Below are 22,283 nucleotides of genomic sequence, written 5' to 3' on the forward strand. Positions count from 1 at the left end.
TTAGGGCTATGCCAATGAAGTGTTAATTTTAAGTCATTACTTGCAAGGGTGGATGGTTGTTGAGGTTCAGGTTGTCGTGAGACAACTGATAGAGTTGATTATCAGCGAAGTTTTCTATAACATCTACTTGATGTACTAACATCAAGTATTAGCTAGATAATTGATGTGTGCGATTCTAGTAATAATAAAATTTAGCTTTGAATGGTGTGCACTATAAAGCTATCATAGCATTAGCTATGATAGCCTAGCAAGCATCCTGCCGTATAATTAGAGCGTAACAAATAAAATTGTGTAGTATCAGTGTACGTATTGAGGACGACGTGACAGCGATCAATCGAGATAGTGAAATTTTCACTAGCAGCGTGCTTACAACTTTTGCTGAGATCGAAGCTTTAATAGCTGCGGCCAGATGAGTCGGGTCAACCTCGCCATTATTGGTAGCGGCCTTGTGGGTACTAGTCTAGCACTAGCCTTACAGGCAGGCGCCGAATCACGTGGTTGGCAGATTTTGTTGATTGATCAGTTTACACCAGGCAGTATTTATCAGCCATGCTATGATGCACGTTCGTCGGCATTGTCTTTTGGCGTACGTCAGATCTATCAAAGTCTGGGTGTATGGCTAAATATTTCTCGTCGAGCTGAGCCGATTAAAAAGATTCATGTGTCTGATCGTGGCTGGTTTTCTACTATTTTCCTGTCTGCTGCAGAGGAAGGTGTGCCGGCCTTTGGTTATGTGGTAGAAAATGCCTGGCTTGGTCAGTGCCTATGGCAGGGGTTAAATAAAGAAGTTGTTAGTTGGCGCTATCAGATGAAGGTGACGCGCATGGAGCCGTTGCCACATGGCTATTGTTTAACCCTAAACGATGGCACTGTACTGAAGTGCGACCTCGCAGTACTGGCTGATGGTGGCAGATCTAATTTGCGTGAGCAATTGGGTATTCGCGTCAAAACTCGCCTTTATAACCAAAGCTCATTAATCGCTAATATCACGCCTGACAAAGCTCATAATGGAGAAGCGTTCGAGCGTTTTACTCATAAAGGGCCAATAGCCCTGTTACCCATGCCTGACAACCGTTGTATGCTTGTGTGGACACGTAAGGACATAGACGCCAAGCGTTTACTTGGTCTTGATAAACGCAGTTTCCTCAGTGAATTGCAAAGTTTTTTTGGCTATCGCTTAGGCATGTTAAAACAAGTTGGTACGCGTCATTTGTATCCACTTACATTGGTGAAAGCTGAAGAACAAGTGCGCTCACACTTAGTGATTCTTGGCGATGCTGCTCACAGCTTGCACCCAATTGCTGGGCAAGGTTTTAACCTTTCTATGCGTGATGTGAGTACCTTAGCTGAAGTATTGCTGGCCGGGCCGGCAGTGCCCGGTGATCTGGCAACCTTACAAAACTATTGTGAGCGTCAGTATCTTGATCAAAAACTCACCGTAGGTTTCTCTAATCAAGTCACGCGCTTGTTTGGTAGTGCGCAGCCATTAGTAGTTTTAAGCCGTAATATAGGTTTACTTAGTTTAAACTTGCTACCACAGGTCAAGCATTGGTTTGCTAGTCATGCTATGGGTATGGGCACGCGTCCAGATATGTAATTGTTAGATTAAACATCTAATCACAACATCCGTTGCTTTGCTAGTTTTTAATTATTCACACACTGCACTTTAGTGCAGTGCATTTTGGTGCAGGAACTTAGTGTAGATTTTTGTTATACTAATGGCTTCTTATATTGGTGGGCTTAAATTAGAATAATCACAATTATCTTTGGTACGTAATTGTGCAATGGCTTAATATTGATTCATTGATCAGTTGAATAATGTTGTTATTGCTTACAGAGAACTTAGGTCGCGTATATATCGTATGTAGTCAAGCCGTGAGTACTGACCTTGTCTAGTTTAGTAAAAGGTTGAATATATGCTAAATTTTCTATCAAAAATACTTTGCTTTTGGCATATATTGCCGAACTGATGGCAGTGTTAAATACTTGTCTAACCTTCAAGGCACAGATTTATAACGGCTAGAGTCTCCACAATGAGACAGATTGATCAATTTATTACTTATGGCACAAGCTGCTAATAAAATAAAATTACAGCATGGACATGTATACAGATGTACTGATTATCGGGGCTGGAATGGTCGGAAGTACCATGGCGTTAGCACTGCAGAGTAGTAGTCTAAAAGTATTGCTGCTGGACAGCAGTCCCTTGATAGTTAAACCATTCAATCAAAATGCGACCTTTGAGTCGAGAGTTAGCGCTTTATCAGCTACTAGCCAGCGTATCCTGGAACAATTAGGCGTATGGGATGGTATTGTATCTCGGCGTGTCAGTTCTTATAGTAAAATAGAAGTGTGGGACGGCAGTGGTACTGGCTACGTTGATTTTTCGGTAGCTAGCGTGCACGCTGAAGTGCTTGGGTATATCGTTGAGAATCGCGTAATTCAGGATGCTGTACTTGATCGCTTACATGATTGCGATTTGAACTTATTGGCTAACGCGCACCTAGAAGAAATGAGTCGCTCTGGCAATGACTGGTTGCTGACTCTAGCTGATGGCTGCACGTTACGTGCGTCGTTAGTAATTGCCGCTGATGGCGCCAACTCCACTGTACGTCGCCTGACGGGTGCCGCAACCCGCGCATGGGATTATCTGCATAACGCCATTGTCACGAGCGTGCGCACCAGCCAATCGCATCAACATACTGTGTGGCAGCGCTTTACTGATACAGGCCCGCTAGCGTTTTTACCATTAGTGCATAATAAACAAGAAAATTGGTGCTCGATTGTTTGGTCAACTACACCAGTTGAAACTGAACGCCTGATGTTGTTAAATGATGACAGCTTCTGCTATGAGTTAGAGCGCGCTTTTGAAGGGCGACTTGGCGCAGTACTTAGCACTGAGGAGCGTGTCTGTGTACCGTTGCGTCAAAGCCATGCGAAACGTTATGTATGTGAAGGTTTAGCGTTGATTGGTGATGCCGCTCACGTGATTCATCCATTGGCTGGGCAGGGTGTGAATCTGAGTTTCTTGGATGTAGTAGTGTTAGCTGAAGTTCTGTTAATGGCGACTAAACGCGGTGAGTATCTAGCTGATGCGAAAGTATTAAGCCGTTATGAGCGTCGACGTATGCTGCATAATATAACTTTGATGTTGGCAATGGAGGGTTTTGAACGCTTATTCCAAGCTGACCAACTGTCATTACGTTGGCTACGTAATGTTGGGTTGAAATTGATTAATCAGATGCCTGAATCCAAGGCAATTTTTATGCGTAAGGCGTTAGGGTTAACTGGAGATTTGCCAAGTCTAGTTAGTCTGTAGGATAACTTAGCGGTATCCTATAAAGTTTTGCTAGGCGCCAGTAAATGTCCACTTAATTATTTATTGGTCTCATTTGCAAAATAAGAAGCTGCATCCATAGTAGCATCTATGGCGCTTCTTGATAGAGCTACCATTACATATAATTGATTTGTATAGCTTTACCTGCCTTAACGCGTATTAACAAATTGATCTTGTCAGTAGCGCAACGTTTAGTGCTTATACTAATAAAGACTAGCATACTGGTAACGTTGTATGATTGACAAAGAAGTTTAGTTTGATGTAGCGTATCACAAAGCTGTAGATAAAAACATCATGGCTAACCTGTCGCTTATCGCCAACATCGAGAGTTTTGGCAGATGAAATACAAAGTACCATGCTACTTTGTATTTTTGCGGCGATCGATAAAGTAGCCTCTTCAGTATAATTCTTTTAACTATGTTTAGATTAGTTGGAGACTGTGTATGGAAATTATCACCTATTCTATTGACTAGTTAAAGTTAAGCGACGTAATTACTTACGAAACTTTAATTAAAAAGTACATACAAAGTTTGCCTGCAGTTAGGTCTTCGACAATATCGTCGTATTTAAGGCTATTAATAAGGTGTAGGTAGTTGTTGATTGATATCATCTTAGGATGTGCTACTGAAGGCTGCTTAAATCAGCGGAAGCCTCACGTAGCAGTACTGCTATCTTGTATAGGTAATAACTAGTGTAAGTTTATAGTCGATATATTTTGAGTTGTTCTAGTGCCGCTTAAATATTCAGTCTAAGAATATCTGATTGGTATTGATTCGAGTGCTGCAAGCTGAGCGGCACGCTAGGTTTGCTTTAGCTATCCAAGTAATGAGTGATTACGTAGTAATGCGTTATATATCTTTGCTGAGGTGTAAGGTAGTTTCATCTAAGTTAAATGTCGTTTAGTATATTCGCCTGTACCATTGTTATTACAAATATTATCATTGGTGATCTAGTTCAATTGGTATTGATACTTTAACTTAGAGTATGGTTATAAATAGCATTTATATTTGCCTTCGTTAGCAAGATAGCGCTAATTTAAGCAATTCATTCTGGTATAGCTTAAGTGACGCTAGCAAACGCAAAGCTGTTGTGTTTGACGCTAACAGCGTTGATTATGTTAGCGTTAAGCTACCTAAGCCGTTAAGTGATTAGTTTCTCTGTTAAGCTGGCCCAACGATGCTGGAAAACTTTTGCTGTTTAGCAGTTTGTTAGTGCTATTAATAATATACAAAGTATGTTTTCTAAGGTGACTTGTGAGTCACTAGAAATAGTCTAGTTAAAATCTACTAGTTTGTTGTTAAAAATATTCTGTAGTCTCTTGGTAAACTAGTTGTGAATGTTTTACAAAGTGTATCTGCCGTTATTGTTGCTAAAACGTTAAGCACTAAAAGCAATTCCGCACTATTTTGCTAAACTCAGAAAGAGAAACCAGGAGCACAGCGTATCCATTTGTATCATCTATAGGTCGCCACTAATTATGAAAATAGTTAATCTTAGCTGTTGAGGTGTACTTCTGCACTGCATGGTCATGAGTTTGAGGGTGCTATAATGTGTAACGTTATTTTGAGGTGTTTGATATATTTCGTATGACTTTTGGTATATGTCATATAAAGTTTTAGGCTAATACATGGTTACAGCATCTACTAACTCATCACATCGAGTATTGATAGAGCTGTATGCTCTAATAGTACGTCCTCCTAAATAGGCAGGGCAATACGGTAAACAACATTAATCTTCTACCGTTAAGAAACTGGTTATCAGCTATTTATCATCATCTATGTCTATGATTAGAATATAATACAGATTGCAAGCGTAAACTAGTAGATATTTAGTAGAATTATATAATAGTTCGTATTAAGTCATGCTGGCCATCTACGGCTCTCATGATTTATATAGAAGTTCGTCTTGTTCATGCTTAATCCTGGTTACGTATTAACAACTACTATCTATCTATTTAAAGTAAAAATCTAAAATAAGCGGTATTTGATTTAGTTAGCTAAGTAAAACTTCGTACTTCATAGCAAAACTATGATCAGAATATTTTCTGATAGGCTATAGGTAGCCGATATTTTTAAGGATACAGATTGTGAGCAATAACTTTGCTAAACTGCGTTTTACTAAAAGTCACGAATGGGCTCTTCTAGAAGCCAATGGCACCGTAATCGTTGGAATTTCTGACCATGCACAGGCATCTTTAGGCGATGTGGTTTTTGTTGAACTACCTGAGATTGGCGTCAACTGTGACACTAAAAGTCAGGCTGGCGTAGTGGAATCGGTAAAATCAGCTTCGGATATATACGCCCCGATTGCTGGTGAAGTAGTTGCCGTTAACGAAGAGCTGAGTATAAGTCCGGAGCTGCTAAACTCTGATCCTTATAATACCTGGATCTTCAGAATTAAACCAAGCAACCTAGCTGATTTAGAAAAATTACTAGATATTGTTAGTTACCAAGCTATTATTAACAGGTAAGCATAACATATTTAGAACTGTATAAATTACTGTTGGAATTAATAAGTTATGTTTCATTTGTTTTAATACAGCGTTAACTGATGAAATCAACAGTTTTGCGTTAGCCTTTGTAATTGCTGTGAATATTAGTAATAAAATGATTAAATACTGAATATGCTTTGATATTTGGAGTATGCCTTCTCGTTTCTGCGCCTAATATAGAATAAGCAGATAGATTGACTGGTATCAGTGCTAATGCTGTATACCTGTATCATACCTTATATAAATAGCTTATATCAGATTATTATTTTGACGTTTAAGTAATCTTATCTGAGATACATATGATTTATTTTCTACAAAATTTGCCGTCAGTAATGGTATGTCGTATTTCTTTTAAAAATTACTACCGGGCAGTGGAAATAGTGTAGTGTTAGGTTTTATCGTTAGATGGTGAGATTTTCGATATCAAGGTAATTCATCTAATCCGATTATTGTTGCTATATTAGTCAAGTTGTACTTGTTAGTTATTGCATAAAGCATAAGTATATTTATGGGTAAGGCTTGTCAATATTATTTAAATAATATTACTAGTGTAATTATTTATAGTTTGCTAACGCTATTTGTCTGTGCGTAATAAGCACAATAAGTTAGAATTTTTGAGTGGCATCTGCTAGTCGAAAATTTATATAAAACATTTTACTAAATGCTGTTGACACGATTAAACAATATAGCTTTACTTTGATTTTTTTTGCTAAAATTTAAATGTTACATAACAACTTATGTTGTTGTTTATTTTTTCTATATATGCTTATTAAGCAACTTATTAATAATCAATATTAGCTAGCGTAGCTTTGGTCATAACAAAGTCCAACATAAATATTATTAACCAGTTTGATTAATTTATACTATATAGCTTATTAATCATGATAGTGGCAACTAGTGTATCATTACTCGTTTGTTCTTAATTGCTAGCGTAGAGATTATGTAATTCTAATTTACTGATGACCGTGATCATTGTAATCAGTGCTATTAAAGGATGTAGCTGGCTAACATGGCTAGTGTATTTAACGCTGCATATCCTATAGAGGAGCAATATTGCACTGAATTAATCATCTAAGCATTTGTTTAAACTGGGCTTCTTATTTTTTTAGATATATGGTTATAACTGTAGCTCAAATAATAATTTGTGCGTTATTATCCGCTGCACTTAGTTATTGTTTGATTAGTGAAAGTAATAATTTATGTAGTTCTAATTGATGTTTATACACTAGCAGTTGTGTATATATATATTTCTAGTTTGTGTTCAGTATAAACTGAAAATAAATTAATTTTTTAAAAAGCTTGCTTTGGCTGGTACCTTGCGGACTCTGGCAGGTTGGTTGTTGCTGAACGATGAGGTCGTAAAAGAGTTATTTAGCTATACCTTTAACAAGCATACGCTGGTTAGATTATTTTGATTTTTTATTGATTATTTAGAAATGATGCTAACTTAGCTGCTCTGTTATACATATATTTATATTGAATAGATATTTTCTATATTCAAATTTATTGACTGCGTTGTCAATAACTGTAGTGCATAATTAAGAATGCGTAGTTTATTTATTGCGGCGTCAGTAACGATCTGATCTTGCGTTTGGTGTCAATATTATTGATGTTCTGCGTGTTACTGCGAGTAATAGTTAAAGTAGTTTTTTTTGGCGCTGCACATGTTAAAATTTTTAAATTCTATTTTTGATTATAGCCTTATATTAAGGCTACTACTGATCTTATAATATTGCTCCAATAGGTCTTGTTTGCCGAAATGATATTTCAGGTGCAGTAAAGTTTGCCAAGTCTAGACAAAGTATCTGAAATACTATATTTCTTTTGATGTATGCGCTATACCAGCAATTTATAAATTACTGACTAGACAACCGTCAGTAATTAGTCTATTCAGCGTGTAACTTAAGTGGTCTATTTTTATAATGTTCATTATTTATGTACATGATTATAGCTTAAGCCTATAGATATTCGATGTACGTCAGTTATAGAGTGACATCCTAAGCTAGGTAGCGTCAGTTTTGCAGTAAAGGTATGCATCTTACTTAATATCTTATAGTTCCTTAGTTAGCTATTTTAGTATGGTAAACTAATTTTTTACATTGGATTTAACTTTAAATCATATATTTTTGTTAAATAACTATTGATCATATACTATATGATCTAGGTATAAATTAACCAAAATCACTACTATGGTCAATCTTAGTGGTTTTGGTACGCTCATTCATAAAATAAGTCGTACTGATCGACTTAATAGCTTTTATCTAGCTCATTAGTTATTGAAGTTAATCACTTGCTATCTATTCTTAACGTTGAGCATGGCCTTAGGCCTAAATGAATCTTGGTAAATTCTTTGCGTTTTTTGCATTTATATAGTGTAATTTAACCAGTACTTGCTTGCGTTTATGAAGTGGTATAAAGCACTGTAGCTCATCAGCTTACATTAAGTCTCAGACTCTTTTATTACATTTAGCGACAAATATTTTACAGCTGACTTAAAGTTTCATGATGGTGTGTTTATAGATCGCTAGAACATTCAAAATTTAGAGTATAAAAGCAGATAAGAGTCGCTTCTAATAAGTTGTACAGTTCACATGAATAAACCCACAAACGATACATTATAATAGTTATTATTTCATGCATATAATGTTATAATGGAATCTATTTACAATAAATGATAAAGTTGCGCATGTCATGACTAACTGTAAAATAACAGCATACCGTGTTGACTGCTGCGTATGCTAGCGTATTACGTCAAGGCGTTTTCTTGATTAAATTAATAGCCTAGCTGGTTTTTTGTGCTTAAAAATGTAGACTATGAGCACATTACAAGTGCTCTGAGTGAATTTTAAATGTAGCAATTAACTGATTGAGACAAGTTCCATAATGCTGATTATGCTATTTAACTATTTGCGTGCCGTCAAAATATTTAATATTATCTGCGAAGATATCGCTACATGCTTCATTACCAAGTTGGATGCTGATAAGTTTTTATGGATTAATGCTAATCCAGGTTTGATCGACGAATATAACTATTTAGCATATAATATGCGCATACACTAAGTATCGATATTACTTATTATATTGATACAATAACTATTGGACTAGACTATATTTAGTGCTGCCATCTAGAGATTTATAGTAGTAGAGTGTGATGTCTTTTATGGCTAACTACGCTGAAAACTGGTATGTTCTATTTTATTTCCTAGTGATAGCTGAGGCCGACTAGTGTAACTGAAGAGTTATTTAAGTGAGTATGCGAAGCAGTCATTCAAGACGTTACTAAAATAGTACGGTAGCAAATTGCTTAAATGTATCAAAATTAATATCCAGACGCAGGTGAAAAAAATTTCACTTATCTTCACGCTACCTGTCAGTGTAATTCAAAGAATTTTGAGAAGACGTCATAGTTCTAGTTTTCTTATTAGATTATCGGACTATATAATAGCTTACTGCCATACAATACAGATTGTTTAGTCTTCCAGGTAAGTCAAAATAATGATATTACAGGTAAAGCTCAGCAATTATATTTAATTGCTGCTTAGTGTCTGGCAAAGTTATCAGTCATATAAAAAAACTATATAACATAATTATGCCAAGCCTAACTTGCTCTGTTTTTTTAAAGAACTTTGCTTTTCTTAAATTGACTTCGTTGTGCTTCTATATTAAAATAATAAGATTGGCTTGCTTAGCCTTGATATCCGAGATATAGATTACTAATCCATATTTTATGGTTATCGGTAGTATTTAAATTTCTCAGCTTAGCAATACTCTATGATGACTTCGAGTTTATAGCCTAGATGTTGTTATGAAGAGTATCTTCAGTAAAATAAACTAGTGTAGTTTTAGTTAACCTGGTTAACTGCGTTAGTATGTTTATTTGCAGAATGCTTGCGCATTTTACCTCACAATGAAAATATATGTGAGTTTTATACCTGTAGTTTTATATGAAACTATTTCAAAATTTGCTTCAATTAAGATTGTGTCAGAATGCAGATTCTCGTATTGTTGATCAAATAAGTATGCTATTGATACAGCTACGTTTTTTATGTAGCAATCATTTCTATAAATTATAAGTCAACTGCTTTGATTTTTGAGTATTTAGTTTTTAGTGATTTAGCACACTGAGCAAGCCATAAAATCAGAAATCAAGACAAAAGGTTATGTGATCGTTTAATCGATTACCTGAACATTAAAGGCAAGTCTTATTAACAAAAAAACTAAAATTAACTAGAAATGATAGAAATATGGCTTTATCTATAATAATAGCTTTATTTTTTTGTTGTAGCTAACATATGTGATAACAACTAAATTAGTTTTATTTTTATAAAAGCTAGTAAATATTTTTGGGTGTATATAAAACTAATTATCTTATAGGGAGACTATACACTAACTGTCATTAGACGAAAATAGCAAGAATACAAAGCTATGACAAACTTCATAGCCATGATTTAGCGCTAATTTGCCTATCTGCAGATCTAAAGCACTGAACTTTATGCCTAAAAAATATATAAAATTACAAATGATAGGAATGGTACATGAATAAATTAATATTTATAGCAGCAATCACTTTTGCTGTGATTGCTCAACAAGTAAATTCTGCTGAATTCATTGAAGACAGCCAGGCTACTCTTAGCCTGCGTAACTTTTATATTAATACTAACAATTACAATAGCAGTCTTACTTTAAACAGTCATAGCAAAAATTTTGAATGGGGCCAAGGTTTAGATCTGCGTTTTATGTCTGGCTTTACTCAAGGTACCCTCCAATTCGGTATTGACGCTATCGGTCTATATGGTCTACGGCTAAATTCAAGCCATATTAACTATGGCAGCACCAAGTCTAGAAGCACTGTATTCCCAAGCAACGGCAATCAGGCTGTCAACGATTTTTCTAGCTTAGGTGTAACTGGTAAGATTAAGATTTCTAAGACTGTCGCGAAAATTGGCACTTTGCAACCAAATAACCCTGTAATCAAGATTAATGACGGTCGCTTGTTGCCTCAAACTTTCCAGGGTAGTGAAATCATGTCTAATGAAATCACAAACTTAACTCTGACTGCTGGGCAGATAGAATCTGTCAAGGGTCGTAATTCTAGCAACAATGAAAACCTATCGGTTATTAGCGTAAATAAAAATTTACACTATAATACTGCTAAATTTAGCAACAAGTTTTACTATGCCGGTGCTTACTATAAAATTACAAAGGATTTGACCGCTTCGTACTATTTTGGTGAGTTGAAAAAATTTTACTCTCAGAACTTCCTTGGCGTAGTACACAACTTAGCAATTGGCTCTGGTGTACTGAAAAGTGATTTACGCTACTATCGTAGTCGCGACAATGGAGCATATACTAATACCGTAAACTGCTATACCTCGTGCTACTATACCGACGGCGCCAAACCTGTAACTAACAGCAAGGTCGATAACGACCTCTATAGTTATCTTGGCGTGTACTCTATGAGCGGCCATACTTTTGGTGGTGGATATCAGTATATCAATGGTAGCAGTGATTTTATGTGGCTGAACCAAGGCGACGGTTCGTCAAATAGCACTACTACCGACATGCAGATTCAGAAGTTTGCCAGTGCCGGCGAGCGTACTTGGCAAGTGCGCTATGCGTATGATTTCGCTAAAGTTGGTGTGCATGGTATGACTGCTAGTATTGTTTACCTCAAAGGTACTAGTATCCAAATGTTGGCTGGCAACAAGTCTGAGTGGGAACGTGATATTATCATAACGTATGTTATTCCAAATGGCCCGCTAAAAAATTTCGGTGTTGCTTGGAAAAATGCAATGTGGCACAGCGGCGTCGCCGGTCATACTCAAGGCGAAAATCGTGTTACTGCGAGCTATTCGGTCCCGCTATTTTAATCGCGTTATGCTTTGTCTGGCATTGTGGTGCTAGGCAAAGTAAAACGTACTGTTTAGTGTAGCCTTCTTCCTACAGGCATTTTCCAAACACCTTCTTTGTGCGACATATTAAAACTTTTTGAGCCTTACAGAGAATGTTGATTATGGTCTATTGCTAAATCTCATTTAATAGATTATAAAATATTTTATATTGTTTGGGTAGTTTGATATTTATTTTTTATCAAAATAATTAATTCAGACATAGCAGACTACAGTATCTGCTCACTATAGGTCCAAGACTAGGCAATATTATTTTATACTTTGAGCATAGCCTGCATTGATAACATTCGTTTGTATAAATAGCTAGATGTTTATGGCATGTTGTGTTTTCATATATTAAATTTCACTCTAATGCATATAGTTTTATTAAATTTAAAGAGTTTAAAAGAGAATTCGTCAACTACTATTTTAAAGCTATCGCCATGTCGGTTAACCTGGCAAACTAGTATTGCCAGTGGATCGAAAACATAAATGAAACACAAAATACTATTATCAGTTTGTTGATTCTAGCTTATGCTGTTTATCAAGATTTCGTATGTATACAATTTTATTTATTAAACCTTGTTTGATCAGCAAGTACTAGCCGTGATTTTTACGCAATCCTTTGAGTTATTAATTTGTTATAATAAACTAGCAACTATATGATTTCCATAGTCCTCAAACCTTATAGGACTGTGATGAAGTAATGATTATGCTATCTTGTCCAATATGGATAAGAAATTATCCAATGCTTTCTGCAGATAGTGTTGCGCTATAAATTCGTACTTATGGTTAAGAGCTCTACTAAATCGTTAATTTTAAAATTGGCATGACTAGCTTCGATTAATACAATATTTAGGTTGTAAACTATCTTATATAGTAAGAATTTTAGTTGTTTCTATCGTCTTTTCATTTTAGATTTATAGACATATAAATTAGCTAACAAGGTTAGTTTTAACTAAGCGTTATCGGCTGTATAGCAAGGCGCCGATACTTGTTTACATAATATCTTTATGCTAGTTATAACACTTAGAGTACAGATTTTGTAGTGTTATCGCGCTAAACGCTTACTAGCAAAATCAGTTCGTAACTGCAAATAAAACTTAGATATGTCAAGTATATCAGATACTGACTTTTCAGTCTAAAAATTTGTTGCGCATTTGCTTAAAAGCGTTAAGGTTATTGGATGATTGTAGCAAATTGTGCAGGATAATAGCTTGGTTATCACTATTTATTATAGTGTACAAAGTTTTATTTTCTGGTGCACTGCAAATCTCACTTAACCTGTTGTTTAATCTTGTCTTGGTGCACGCAATTTTATTGCTTATGATAACTACCTTGGTAATATTCGTTCTATATGCTAGCGGTTAATTATGTTGTGAACCATGTACTGTTGATTCTCAAGGTTCAGTAATTGCCCAATGGTATTGTCTTGTTGAAGACAATAAGTTAGATAATGTATTCTGAGGATAGCGCGTAAGCGTAACTGCTGCCAGTACTTAAATAGCTTTCACATAAGGCTTTTCTAGATTCTCGATAGCACTATAGATGAGTCGCCAAAAACTCATTATGGAAATATATTGAATGAATGTTGATTGAGTATATGTCAGAGTACCTAAAACTATTTTGTTTTTCTTGCCTGCTACAATTGTAAAAGGAACACCAGTACTAGTGGTTTACTATTAATGCTAGAAAATAAAAGTAGCCTTAAGCAGGCGTCTACACCGAAAGGTGTATACAGTTACTTGGCATGATGGATTATCGTGAAGGCGAAATTTAACCGCTTAAAGTACAGCAGAGCCAAGTGCAGGCTGTAGCGAACGCTTTTGTTCTATGGGTGTAATAGTACCGCGAATGATAGATAAGCTCTAACTGGTACTGTATTATAATTTGCTAAGATTTTACTTAGCTTGTTAAAAAACTAAAAATGCAATGAGCTACGAATACTGTGTCAGTACGCCTAATCTTTAATATAAGTGTAAAGCAACACAGCCAAAAAGCATATATAAGTAATAATTTAGACCAGCTTATCAATTATTTGATTGATTATAAAATCATAAAAGTTAAATACATAATTGGCTGGCTAATTAGTATTACTTACCTAGTAAAGGTCTCACTGACCAATAAGCTAGTTGCCGGAAAAGGCTGGAAAAGACATTGGCCTACCAGAGATCTGTTTATTGTAGATCTTAATATGCAGCTATACTAAAGATTACATTGATTATGGATTGCTTGTCCTAACTAGGATCGACATGAGCTATTGTTATAACTTAACACGCTATGTTTCTTATGTTTTTAACTATCCAGTTAACCTCTTGGCTATTTCTCCACCAAGATAAGCGGCTTAGTAGCAGTATATCGCTAAATTGATACTGCTATTTATCTTGCTAATTTAAATTGATGCCACTGCTTTTTATCTGCTACTTAGGCGTTGGTTAACGTGTAATGAGATTATAAACTATATCGTTAGTCTACACATATTAGATGCTTGCCCACAAAATTGGCACGTAGAAAACTACTTGCTATGCGATAAAGTTAACTCATAACTAATAATCTCTACTAAGCTGCTATCTATTCATGATAGATATGGTTAAATTAGGTACACCCAATTGTGTTAGTAGTAAAATATGGTGATGGGCGCTACATCTATAACTACCACTAAAAAATCGAAGACGTTTTGAATATATAGAAAACAGTAAGATTATTGAGAATGATTTAGAATATCTAGCATATACTTGGTGCATATAATCTATATGCATAAATAAACTGACTGATGAATCTTAGGCACTACCATATATCGTCAGACCGTACTTATATAATTGGGTAGCAATATAAGCCAGGAAGAGCTAAGATCCTAGTTGTCAACTAGTTAACTAAAAGCAGCTAAAAAGATTGCAGAATTAAGCACAAATAATATTTGTGCGTTTATTGCCGAGCTTAAATGAAGTGCTAGTGGTATAATAGTGATGTCAAAATTATCTGGTCGTGTATTCGCGTGTTAATGTGGTCTTCGCTTGGTTAGGCATATATTTGTCGTAGACTAATTGATTTTCAGTTGCGTCCGTACTGATTAGTGGTTTAGAAACGACTTAGACGACCTTAAACCTTGCATGATGGTTTTGCTAAATATCTAACTTAAAAGGTTAGATGCTAGATATTGGCATTCTGGTGGTGCCTAAAACGTAGTTACTGTGCTTAATGCAAATAATGTATTTAATCATATCTTTATTTGCTCCAATCACTGTAGTAAAGCTAAACATCATCTGCATGATGCGTGATAAAACAATAGTGAAGCTCGCGCACAAAAAACGACACTATATTTGTTAAGAGATTTAATGTAACTGGCTAATCATTAACTATCAATAGGTAAAGTTCGTAGTGTATGCATATACTATGAGATTTGTGCTATTGCAGGACAAGATTTCTGCGTAAACTTTATGAAGTTTAGAGTATTAGCATAATCTGCTCATACTTTCTATTCCAAAATAGCATGATCATACGTGCAGTTTATAGGTGATATTATTATCATTTCGCTAGTACTATAAATAAGTAAGATGGAAATTGATGAACTAGTAATGGAAAATTCACTAGTGCCTAAATTAAATTTCGTAATATTACTTGCTTAGCTAGAAATTACCAGGTTCAGTATGGAGTATCTTCCAGCGTTGCATACTGAGTAATTGTAAATCTGCGTTTATAAAAGGTGCTGTGTTAAAATCTAATTTGTGATCTTGCCAGACTGTTGCCCTGTTTTGTTGTTATTTTAGAAGAGCCGTGAGACAACAAAATAACGTAACCAAAATTGGAGTATTACCAAATGAAGGCATTATGTTTGAAAGATGCTGGCAGGAAAACTTTCCTCGTCTTGTATATAATAGGTGCAATAACTAATACAGTTTATGCTAACGATAAAGTGCTACATGTCTATAATTGGTCTGACTACATTGCACAGGATACCATCTCTAACTTTGAAAAAGAGTCAGGAGTTAAAGTGGTGTATGATGTTTTTGATAGCAACGAGACTCTAGAGGCTAAGCTGCTAGCAGGTAAGTCAGGTTACGATATAGTTGTACCGTCGAATAATTTCCTGGCTAAGCAGATTAAAGCTGGTGTCTATCAGGAACTAGATAAGTCCAAGCTATTGGATTACGATAATCTAAACAAATCTTTACTTAAAGCCGTATCAATCAGTGACCCTGACAACAGGCATGCTTTCCCGTACATGTGGGGTTCGATTGGTATTGGTTATAATCCAGAAAAAGTTAAGGCTGTATTGGGTATCGACAAGATCGACTCCTGGAGCACTATTCTCAAACCAGAAAATCTCGCTAAACAGAAAAACTGCGGAGTTAGTTTTCTTGATTCGCCAACTGAAATGTTGCCGGTAGTTTTGCATTACCTCGGTCTACCGACCGATACCCAGAAAAAGGCTGATCTGAAGCAAGCTGAGGATCTATTTCTCAAGCTTCGCCCATCGATTCGCTACTTCCATTCATCTAAATATATTTCCGACCTAGCTAACGGTAATATCTGTGTCGCTGTGGGTTATTCTGGTGATGTGCAACAAGCTAAATCACGTGCGGTCGAAGCTGGTGGTAAGATTAAAGTTGCTTATGATATCCCAAGAGAAGGTGCTGGTAGCTTCTATGATATGATCGCTGTTCCTAAGGACGCAGAAAATATCGGTGCAGCTTACAAATTCATGAACTATTTATTTAAGCCAGAAGTGATGGCTGCAATCACCAATAGTGTACATTTCCCGAATGGTAATGAGAAAGCTACTGCATTAGTCGATAAAGATATTACTAGCGATCCCGGCAGTTACCCGCCAGCTGATGTGCAAGCCAAGCTTTATGCTATTGCTGACTTGCCAGCTGCAACTCAGCGTGAGATGACACGTAGTTGGACGAAAATTAAATCTGGCAAGTAATCTGCTTAAAAAGCGGTTTTATTAACCGCTGCACATATCGTGGCAGTTAATAAAAAACTACATAGTAAGAAGTTTTGTTCGTTTTATTGGTGGTAAGTTACGTGCTGGTTTTCTGGTCAGCCGATAACTATGTGTTTAACTATTTTATAAGACTTGCACCTGCTAATTTATTTATTTCATAAATTTTGCCAGTCAGTGCAGATATTACGTTTATTGTCAGTGTACAGGACATGCTAAGTATGCATACTTATAGCTAATCAGTACTATATTTATCTAGCGTTGCTTAAGTGTCTAGAAAAAAGCGATACATTTTTAATGGGCTCTCAGTATAGTATGTATGTGGTATTAATGGCATTAATTTCAAATATGAATTAAATTAAAATAAATACTGAATGTCAATTATACTTCTTCCTAGTCTTTAGCTGTTTGAGTTAGAAGCTATAATGTGACTAGCTATCTATAAGCATTTCATTTATGGACTCTACGGATGAAGCATCTTTAGCAATGCGCAACAATACAGGTCTGAATCCCAACAGCACTAAGTTTTAAGATTACAATAATATTGAAAAGAAGCCGTGTACAGTGCAGCCATATATGATTTATTTCTATTCTTTCACGTACATCCTAAATCTGACCAACAGCAATATCCAGGTAATGTCTTGTTTTTCTAGTTATGCGTTTTAGGTAAAGACCATTATAAGCAATACAAGCAATGACATAAATATCGTCTACACGATCGCTAAAGATAGCGATAACCTGTAGTTTTACGTACTGGTAACTAGCAAGAATATGGTTGATATTAAAGAGATGAACTTTGCAATAATTATATTATTGCAATAACAGGTGATTGTTTAGGCTTATGATCAAGTCAATCAAGCCAACCATAACCTTATAGACAGATACACTAATGGATCAATCAATACGCATTGAAGCAGTAGTTTATCTGTCATGGGTAGTTCTCCATAAGACGTTCGTCAAATTCGAACTACTACAGAAAGTACAGCTTTTCATGATTAGTAGTATGACCAAGGTAAAAATTGGCCAGTAAAGTTTCAAGCTCAAATGATCTAAGGTGTTGCCTGTATTGGGCGAATTGCAAATTTTGTTGGGAGTTTCATAAATGGCAATTGCCTCCGGCGCTTATAAGAAAGCCATCGATGGCGACCAGACACCAAAAAAGGTTCTAGTTAAAATCGACCGGGTTACAAAGAAATTTGACGAGACAATCGCTGTCGATGATGTGTCTCTGCAAATCAAGAAAGGCGAGATCTTTGCTTTGCTTGGCGGTTCAGGTTCGGGTAAATCTACTTTATTACGTATGCTTGCAGGCTTTGAGTGTCCAACAGAGGGTCGCATTTATCTTGACTGTGTAGATATCACTGATATGCCACCTTACAAGCGACCAATCAATATGATGTTTCAATCTTATGCTTTGTTTCCACATATGACGGTAGCGCAGAATATCGCGTTTGGTCTGCAGCAGGACAAAATCTCTAGGATTGAAATTGATGCTCGCGTGGCCGAAATGCTCAAGCTGGTACAAATGATTCAGTACGCTAAGCGTAAGCCACATCAACTATCCGGCGGTCAACGTCAACGTGTGGCCTTAGCGCGTTCTTTAGCTAAGCGTCCGAAACTACTGCTACTAGATGAACCAATGGGTGCACTAGATAAGAAACTACGTTCACAGATGCAGTTAGAATTGGTGGAAATTATTGAGCGTGTATGCGTGACATGCGTAATGGTGACCCACGATCAAGAAGAGGCCATGACTATGGCTGAACGTATTGCGATTATGCACCAGGGCTGGATCGCCCAAATTGGTAGCCCGATTGATATTTATGAAACACCTACTAGTCGCCTAGTTTGTGAATTTATTGGTAGCGTCAATATCTTTGATACCCAAGTAGTAGATGACGCTGAAGGTCATGCGCTACTCAAGTGCCCAGATCTAGATCGCGATATTTATGTAGGATACGGTATTGCTACGGCAGTGGAAGACAAATCATTAATTTACGCTATTCGTCCAGAAAAGTTACTAGTCACCATAGAAATGCCAACCCGTGAACACAATTGGTCCAGCGGTAAGGTGCATGATATTGCCTACCTAGGCGGTCACTCTGTATTCTATGTAGAGCTGCCAAGCGGCAAGCTTGTGCAGTCTTTCGTAGCTAATGCTGAACGCCGTGGCCAGCGTCCAACCTGGGGTGACCAGGTTTATGTGTGGTGGGAAGCTGACAGCGGCGTAGTACTGCGCTCATGAATATGATGAAACTCCAGCACCAGATGCAACGAATAATGCCAGATAGCCAATATATAGTCATTGGAATTCCTTTTTTTTGGCTGTTACTGTTTTTTGCACTACCGTTTTTCATCGTCCTGAGGATTAGCTTTGCTGAAGCTGCTGTAGCGATTCCACCTTATACTGAAATCTACACTTTTGTTGAGCAAAAACTACAATTAGTGCTCAACCTTGGTAATTATGCATTACTCGGCAACGATGAGTTGTATATTGCCGCATACTTAGGCTCGCTGAAGATAGCGTTTTTTAGTACGATTCTATGCCTATTGATCGGCTATCCGATGGCCTACGCTATTTCTAACGCGCGTAAAGATGTGCAGACTGTGCTTGTATTATTAATCATGATGCCGACTTGGACTGCGATCCTGATCCGTGTATATGCGTGGATGGGTATTCTCAGCACTAATGGTTTGTTGAATGGCTTTTTAATGAGTATAGGCTTAATCAATGAACCGCTGCAAATCCTCAATAATAATTTTGCAGTGTATATCGGTATTGTTTATTCTTATCTGCCGTTTATGATTTTGCCGTTGTACGCTAATCTGGTAAGACACGATCCAAGTCTGCTAGAAGCAGCATCTGACTTGAGTTCAAGCACTTTCAATAGCTTTTGGAAAATCACTGTGCCGCTTTCCAAGAACGGTATCATCGCCGGTTGCATGCTGGTATTTATTCCGGTAGTTGGCGAGTTCGTGATTCCCGAGCTACTAGGCGGTCCGGAAACCCTAATGATAGGCAAAGTTTTGTGGCAAGAATTTTTTAATAATCGCGACTGGACCGTGGCTTCTGCCCTGGCGGTAGTGATGTTAGTGCTCTTGATTATGCCAATCATTCTATTTAATCGCAGTCAAGCTAAAGAGATAGAAGGTAAGATATGAGGCGCTTTAGTTTTTCTGGTTTTATGCTGGGGGCTGGGTTGTTGTTTGTTTATCTGCCTATGCTAATTTTAGTAATCTATTCTTTTAACGGATCTAAACTAGTTACGGTGTGGAGTGGTTGGTCGATTAAGTGGTACGCTAGCCTGCTGGACAATACCCAGTTGATAGTGTCTATAGGTCGTTCATTAGAAATAGCCTGCTATACGGCGGTAGCTGCAGTGGCTTTGGGTACGCTGGCAGCCTTTGTGCTTACCCGTATCACAAACTTCAAGGGTCGCACGCTGTTTTGTGGCTTAGTGACTGCACCGCTAGTGATGCCAGAAGTTATCACTGGTTTGTCGCTATTGCTGCTGTTTGTAGCTATGGCGCAGATCATTGGTTGGCCTCAGGAGCGTGGTATTGTTACAATCTGGATTGCCCATACTACTTTTTGTGCAGCATATGTTGTTGTATTGGTGTCGGCCCGTTTGCGTGAGCTAGATCTGTCAATTGAAGAAGCGGCAATGGATTTAGGTGCGCGACCATGGAAGGTATTTTTCTTAATTACTATCCCTATGATCGCGCCGTCGTTAGTGGCTGGTGGTATGATGTCATTCGTGTTGTCGTTAGATGATCTAGTACTGGCAAGCTTTGTGTCTGGTCCTGGTTCAACTACTTTGCCAATGGCAGTATTCTCAGCGATGCGTCTTGGGGTTAAACCAGAGATTAACGCTGTAGCTAGTCTAATTCTGTTGATAGTATCGTTGGTAACCTTCATAGTATGGTTATTTATTCGTCGTGCCGAGGAGATGCGGAAAAAAGCAGTCCAGCAAACAATTGACGAGGCAGCTACAGATAACTGGCTGCAGTCAGATAAACATAGCACGTCTATGTTTTTTTAGCTGTCTAAACGCGTTGAAAATTTTCAACTTGGTTTGCTTTGATGGTTTCAACCCCTTCAGGTGTACCTAATAGCAATATATCAGCTGTGCGTGCCGCGAATAAACCATTAGTGACTACGCCGACAATTGCATTAATCTTAGCCTCTAACTCTACTGGATTAGTGATCTGCATATTGAATACATCAATAATAATGTTACCGTTATCAGTCAATATGCCTTCGCGGTATACAGGGTCACCGCCTAGTTTAACTAGCTCGCGAGCTACGTGACTGCGGGCCATTGGAATAACTTCTACTGGCAATGGGAATGCACCGATGATAGGCACTAGTTTGCTAGCATCGGCGATACATATAAAAGTTTTGGCTACGGCTGCAATGATTTTCTCGCGAGTCAGAGCTGCACCGCCACCTTTAATTAGATTCAGATGTTTGTCGCTTTCATCAGCGCCATCGACGTAGAATTCTAAATCGCTTACAGTGTTGAGCTCGTATACTGGAATACCATATTTATTAAGGCGTGCAGCAGTGGTTGTTGAACTAGCCACAGCGCCATCAAATATGCTTTTATATTTAGCCAGCGCATCGATAAAGTAGTTAGTCGTGGAGCCAGTACCAACACCAATAATGCTTTTGTTGTTAAGCTTAGGAAGAATTAAATTGATGGCAGCCTGGGCCACTACTTTTTTAAGTTGATTATAGTTCATGCTGGCTCCAGAACTGACGTAGAGTGATCGATAGTGGCAAGTATAGACCAACAAAACTTTCGGGATTCGTATGATTGTCTAGTTAAACGCTAAATTAGGCTCTTTAGCTATGTTTACCATGCTTATTGACTCCTGCTAATATCTAAAAATGAAGCTATAAAGACACTCATTTCGCATATTAATAGAGTCTCAATAAAAGCTCTATTATACACTGCTGGGCTTAGAAAGTAGGCCAGGCAATAAGATTGGGTTTACAAGGATTTAGACTGATAGATAATGTTCTCATTTAAGATAATGCGTTATTTACAACACAGTTCACCAAACTCTGCTCAGAAAAAAATACACCTACAGTTGTTGTCACTATCTATACTATAACATTATGTACAAAAAATTTCACCATGGCTTATAATGTGTCATGTGGCTTCATGTCTATATCGTGACGCTACATACTGCTCTGCAAATAACAATTATCAGCATAGAACTAAATAATCTCAATTGCCATATAAGTTTTATGGTTATAGGCGAACGGCTGATATTGCTTACAGCGTAATGTCGATGACGAATTAGTAAAGCATATTATTAATTTTACAAAGACTATGTTTATGCAGTAATTATCATGAGCACTGATGAAATCTGTTTGCTGATCAAGAGTATGTGTAGCGATACCAACTGTATAGCTGATTCAGTGAGAATATAGAGTATAGCTAGTATTAATAAATACGTATACATGAGTGGCATCACTAAAAAGTTTAGATAGACATTAAATTCAGCACTAATATAGATTTTAATCAACATGCGCCATTTAGCTAAGCACACTAAGTGTAGCGAAAGGCGCCAAGTTATAATTTCGGTAACTATTTTAGAAAACCTAGC

9 protein-coding genes are annotated in these 22,283 nt (G+C 37.0%); 8 read left to right on the top strand and 1 reads right to left on the bottom strand.

The features are described 5' to 3' along the window. The first annotated feature begins 409 nt into the window (after positions 1-409). The 8 genes from ubiH (at position 410) to C3B55_RS00280 (ending at position 20,707) form a co-directional block, all read left to right on the top strand. Entirely contained in the window at positions 410-1,597 is a 1,188-nt protein-coding gene (ubiH, locus tag C3B55_RS00245; RefSeq protein WP_129210417.1) for a 2-octaprenyl-6-methoxyphenyl hydroxylase, read from the top strand. A gap of 498 nt (positions 1,598-2,095) precedes the next feature. Next, positions 2,096-3,319, top strand: a complete 1,224-nt coding sequence (locus tag C3B55_RS00250) for a 2-octaprenyl-3-methyl-6-methoxy-1,4-benzoquinol hydroxylase (protein WP_129210419.1) — start codon at positions 2,096-2,098, stop codon at positions 3,317-3,319. Between the two features lie 2,104 nt (positions 3,320-5,423). Further along, on the top strand, positions 5,424-5,807 hold the full coding sequence (gcvH, locus tag C3B55_RS00255; protein WP_129210421.1) for a glycine cleavage system protein GcvH: 384 nt from the start codon (positions 5,424-5,426) through the stop codon (positions 5,805-5,807). 4,556 nt (positions 5,808-10,363) lie between these two features. Beyond that, positions 10,364-11,698, top strand: a complete 1,335-nt coding sequence (locus C3B55_RS00260; protein WP_129210423.1) for an OprD family outer membrane porin — start codon at positions 10,364-10,366, stop codon at positions 11,696-11,698. Positions 11,699-15,548: 3,850 nt separating this feature from the next. Further along, complete coding sequence (locus tag C3B55_RS00265; RefSeq protein WP_129211845.1) at positions 15,549-16,646, top strand: polyamine ABC transporter substrate-binding protein; 1,098 nt, start codon at positions 15,549-15,551, stop codon at positions 16,644-16,646. Between the two features lie 1,120 nt (positions 16,647-17,766). Continuing rightward, complete coding sequence (locus C3B55_RS00270; protein ID WP_129210425.1) at positions 17,767-18,909, top strand: ABC transporter ATP-binding protein; 1,143 nt, start codon at positions 17,767-17,769, stop codon at positions 18,907-18,909. Next, positions 18,906-19,826, top strand: a complete 921-nt coding sequence (locus C3B55_RS00275) for an ABC transporter permease subunit (protein WP_129210427.1) — start codon at positions 18,906-18,908, stop codon at positions 19,824-19,826. The genes C3B55_RS00270 and C3B55_RS00275 overlap by 4 nt, the downstream gene beginning before the upstream one ends. Then, on the top strand, positions 19,823-20,707 hold the full coding sequence (locus tag C3B55_RS00280) for an ABC transporter permease subunit (protein ID WP_129210429.1): 885 nt from the start codon (positions 19,823-19,825) through the stop codon (positions 20,705-20,707). The genes C3B55_RS00275 and C3B55_RS00280 overlap by 4 nt, the downstream gene beginning before the upstream one ends. A gap of 4 nt (positions 20,708-20,711) precedes the next feature. Here the strand turns inward: C3B55_RS00280 and rpiA are convergent, their stop codons facing one another. Next, a complete protein-coding gene (gene rpiA, locus C3B55_RS00285; RefSeq protein ID WP_129210431.1) occupies positions 20,712-21,410 on the bottom strand; it encodes a ribose-5-phosphate isomerase RpiA in 699 nt (232 codons plus the stop codon). Positions 21,411-22,283 lie beyond the last annotated feature (873 nt).

The sequence above is a fragment of the Candidatus Pseudomonas adelgestsugas genome (assembly GCF_004124255.1).
In the GTDB taxonomy this organism is placed as follows: domain Bacteria; phylum Pseudomonadota; class Gammaproteobacteria; order Pseudomonadales; family Pseudomonadaceae; genus Aquipseudomonas; species Aquipseudomonas adelgestsugas.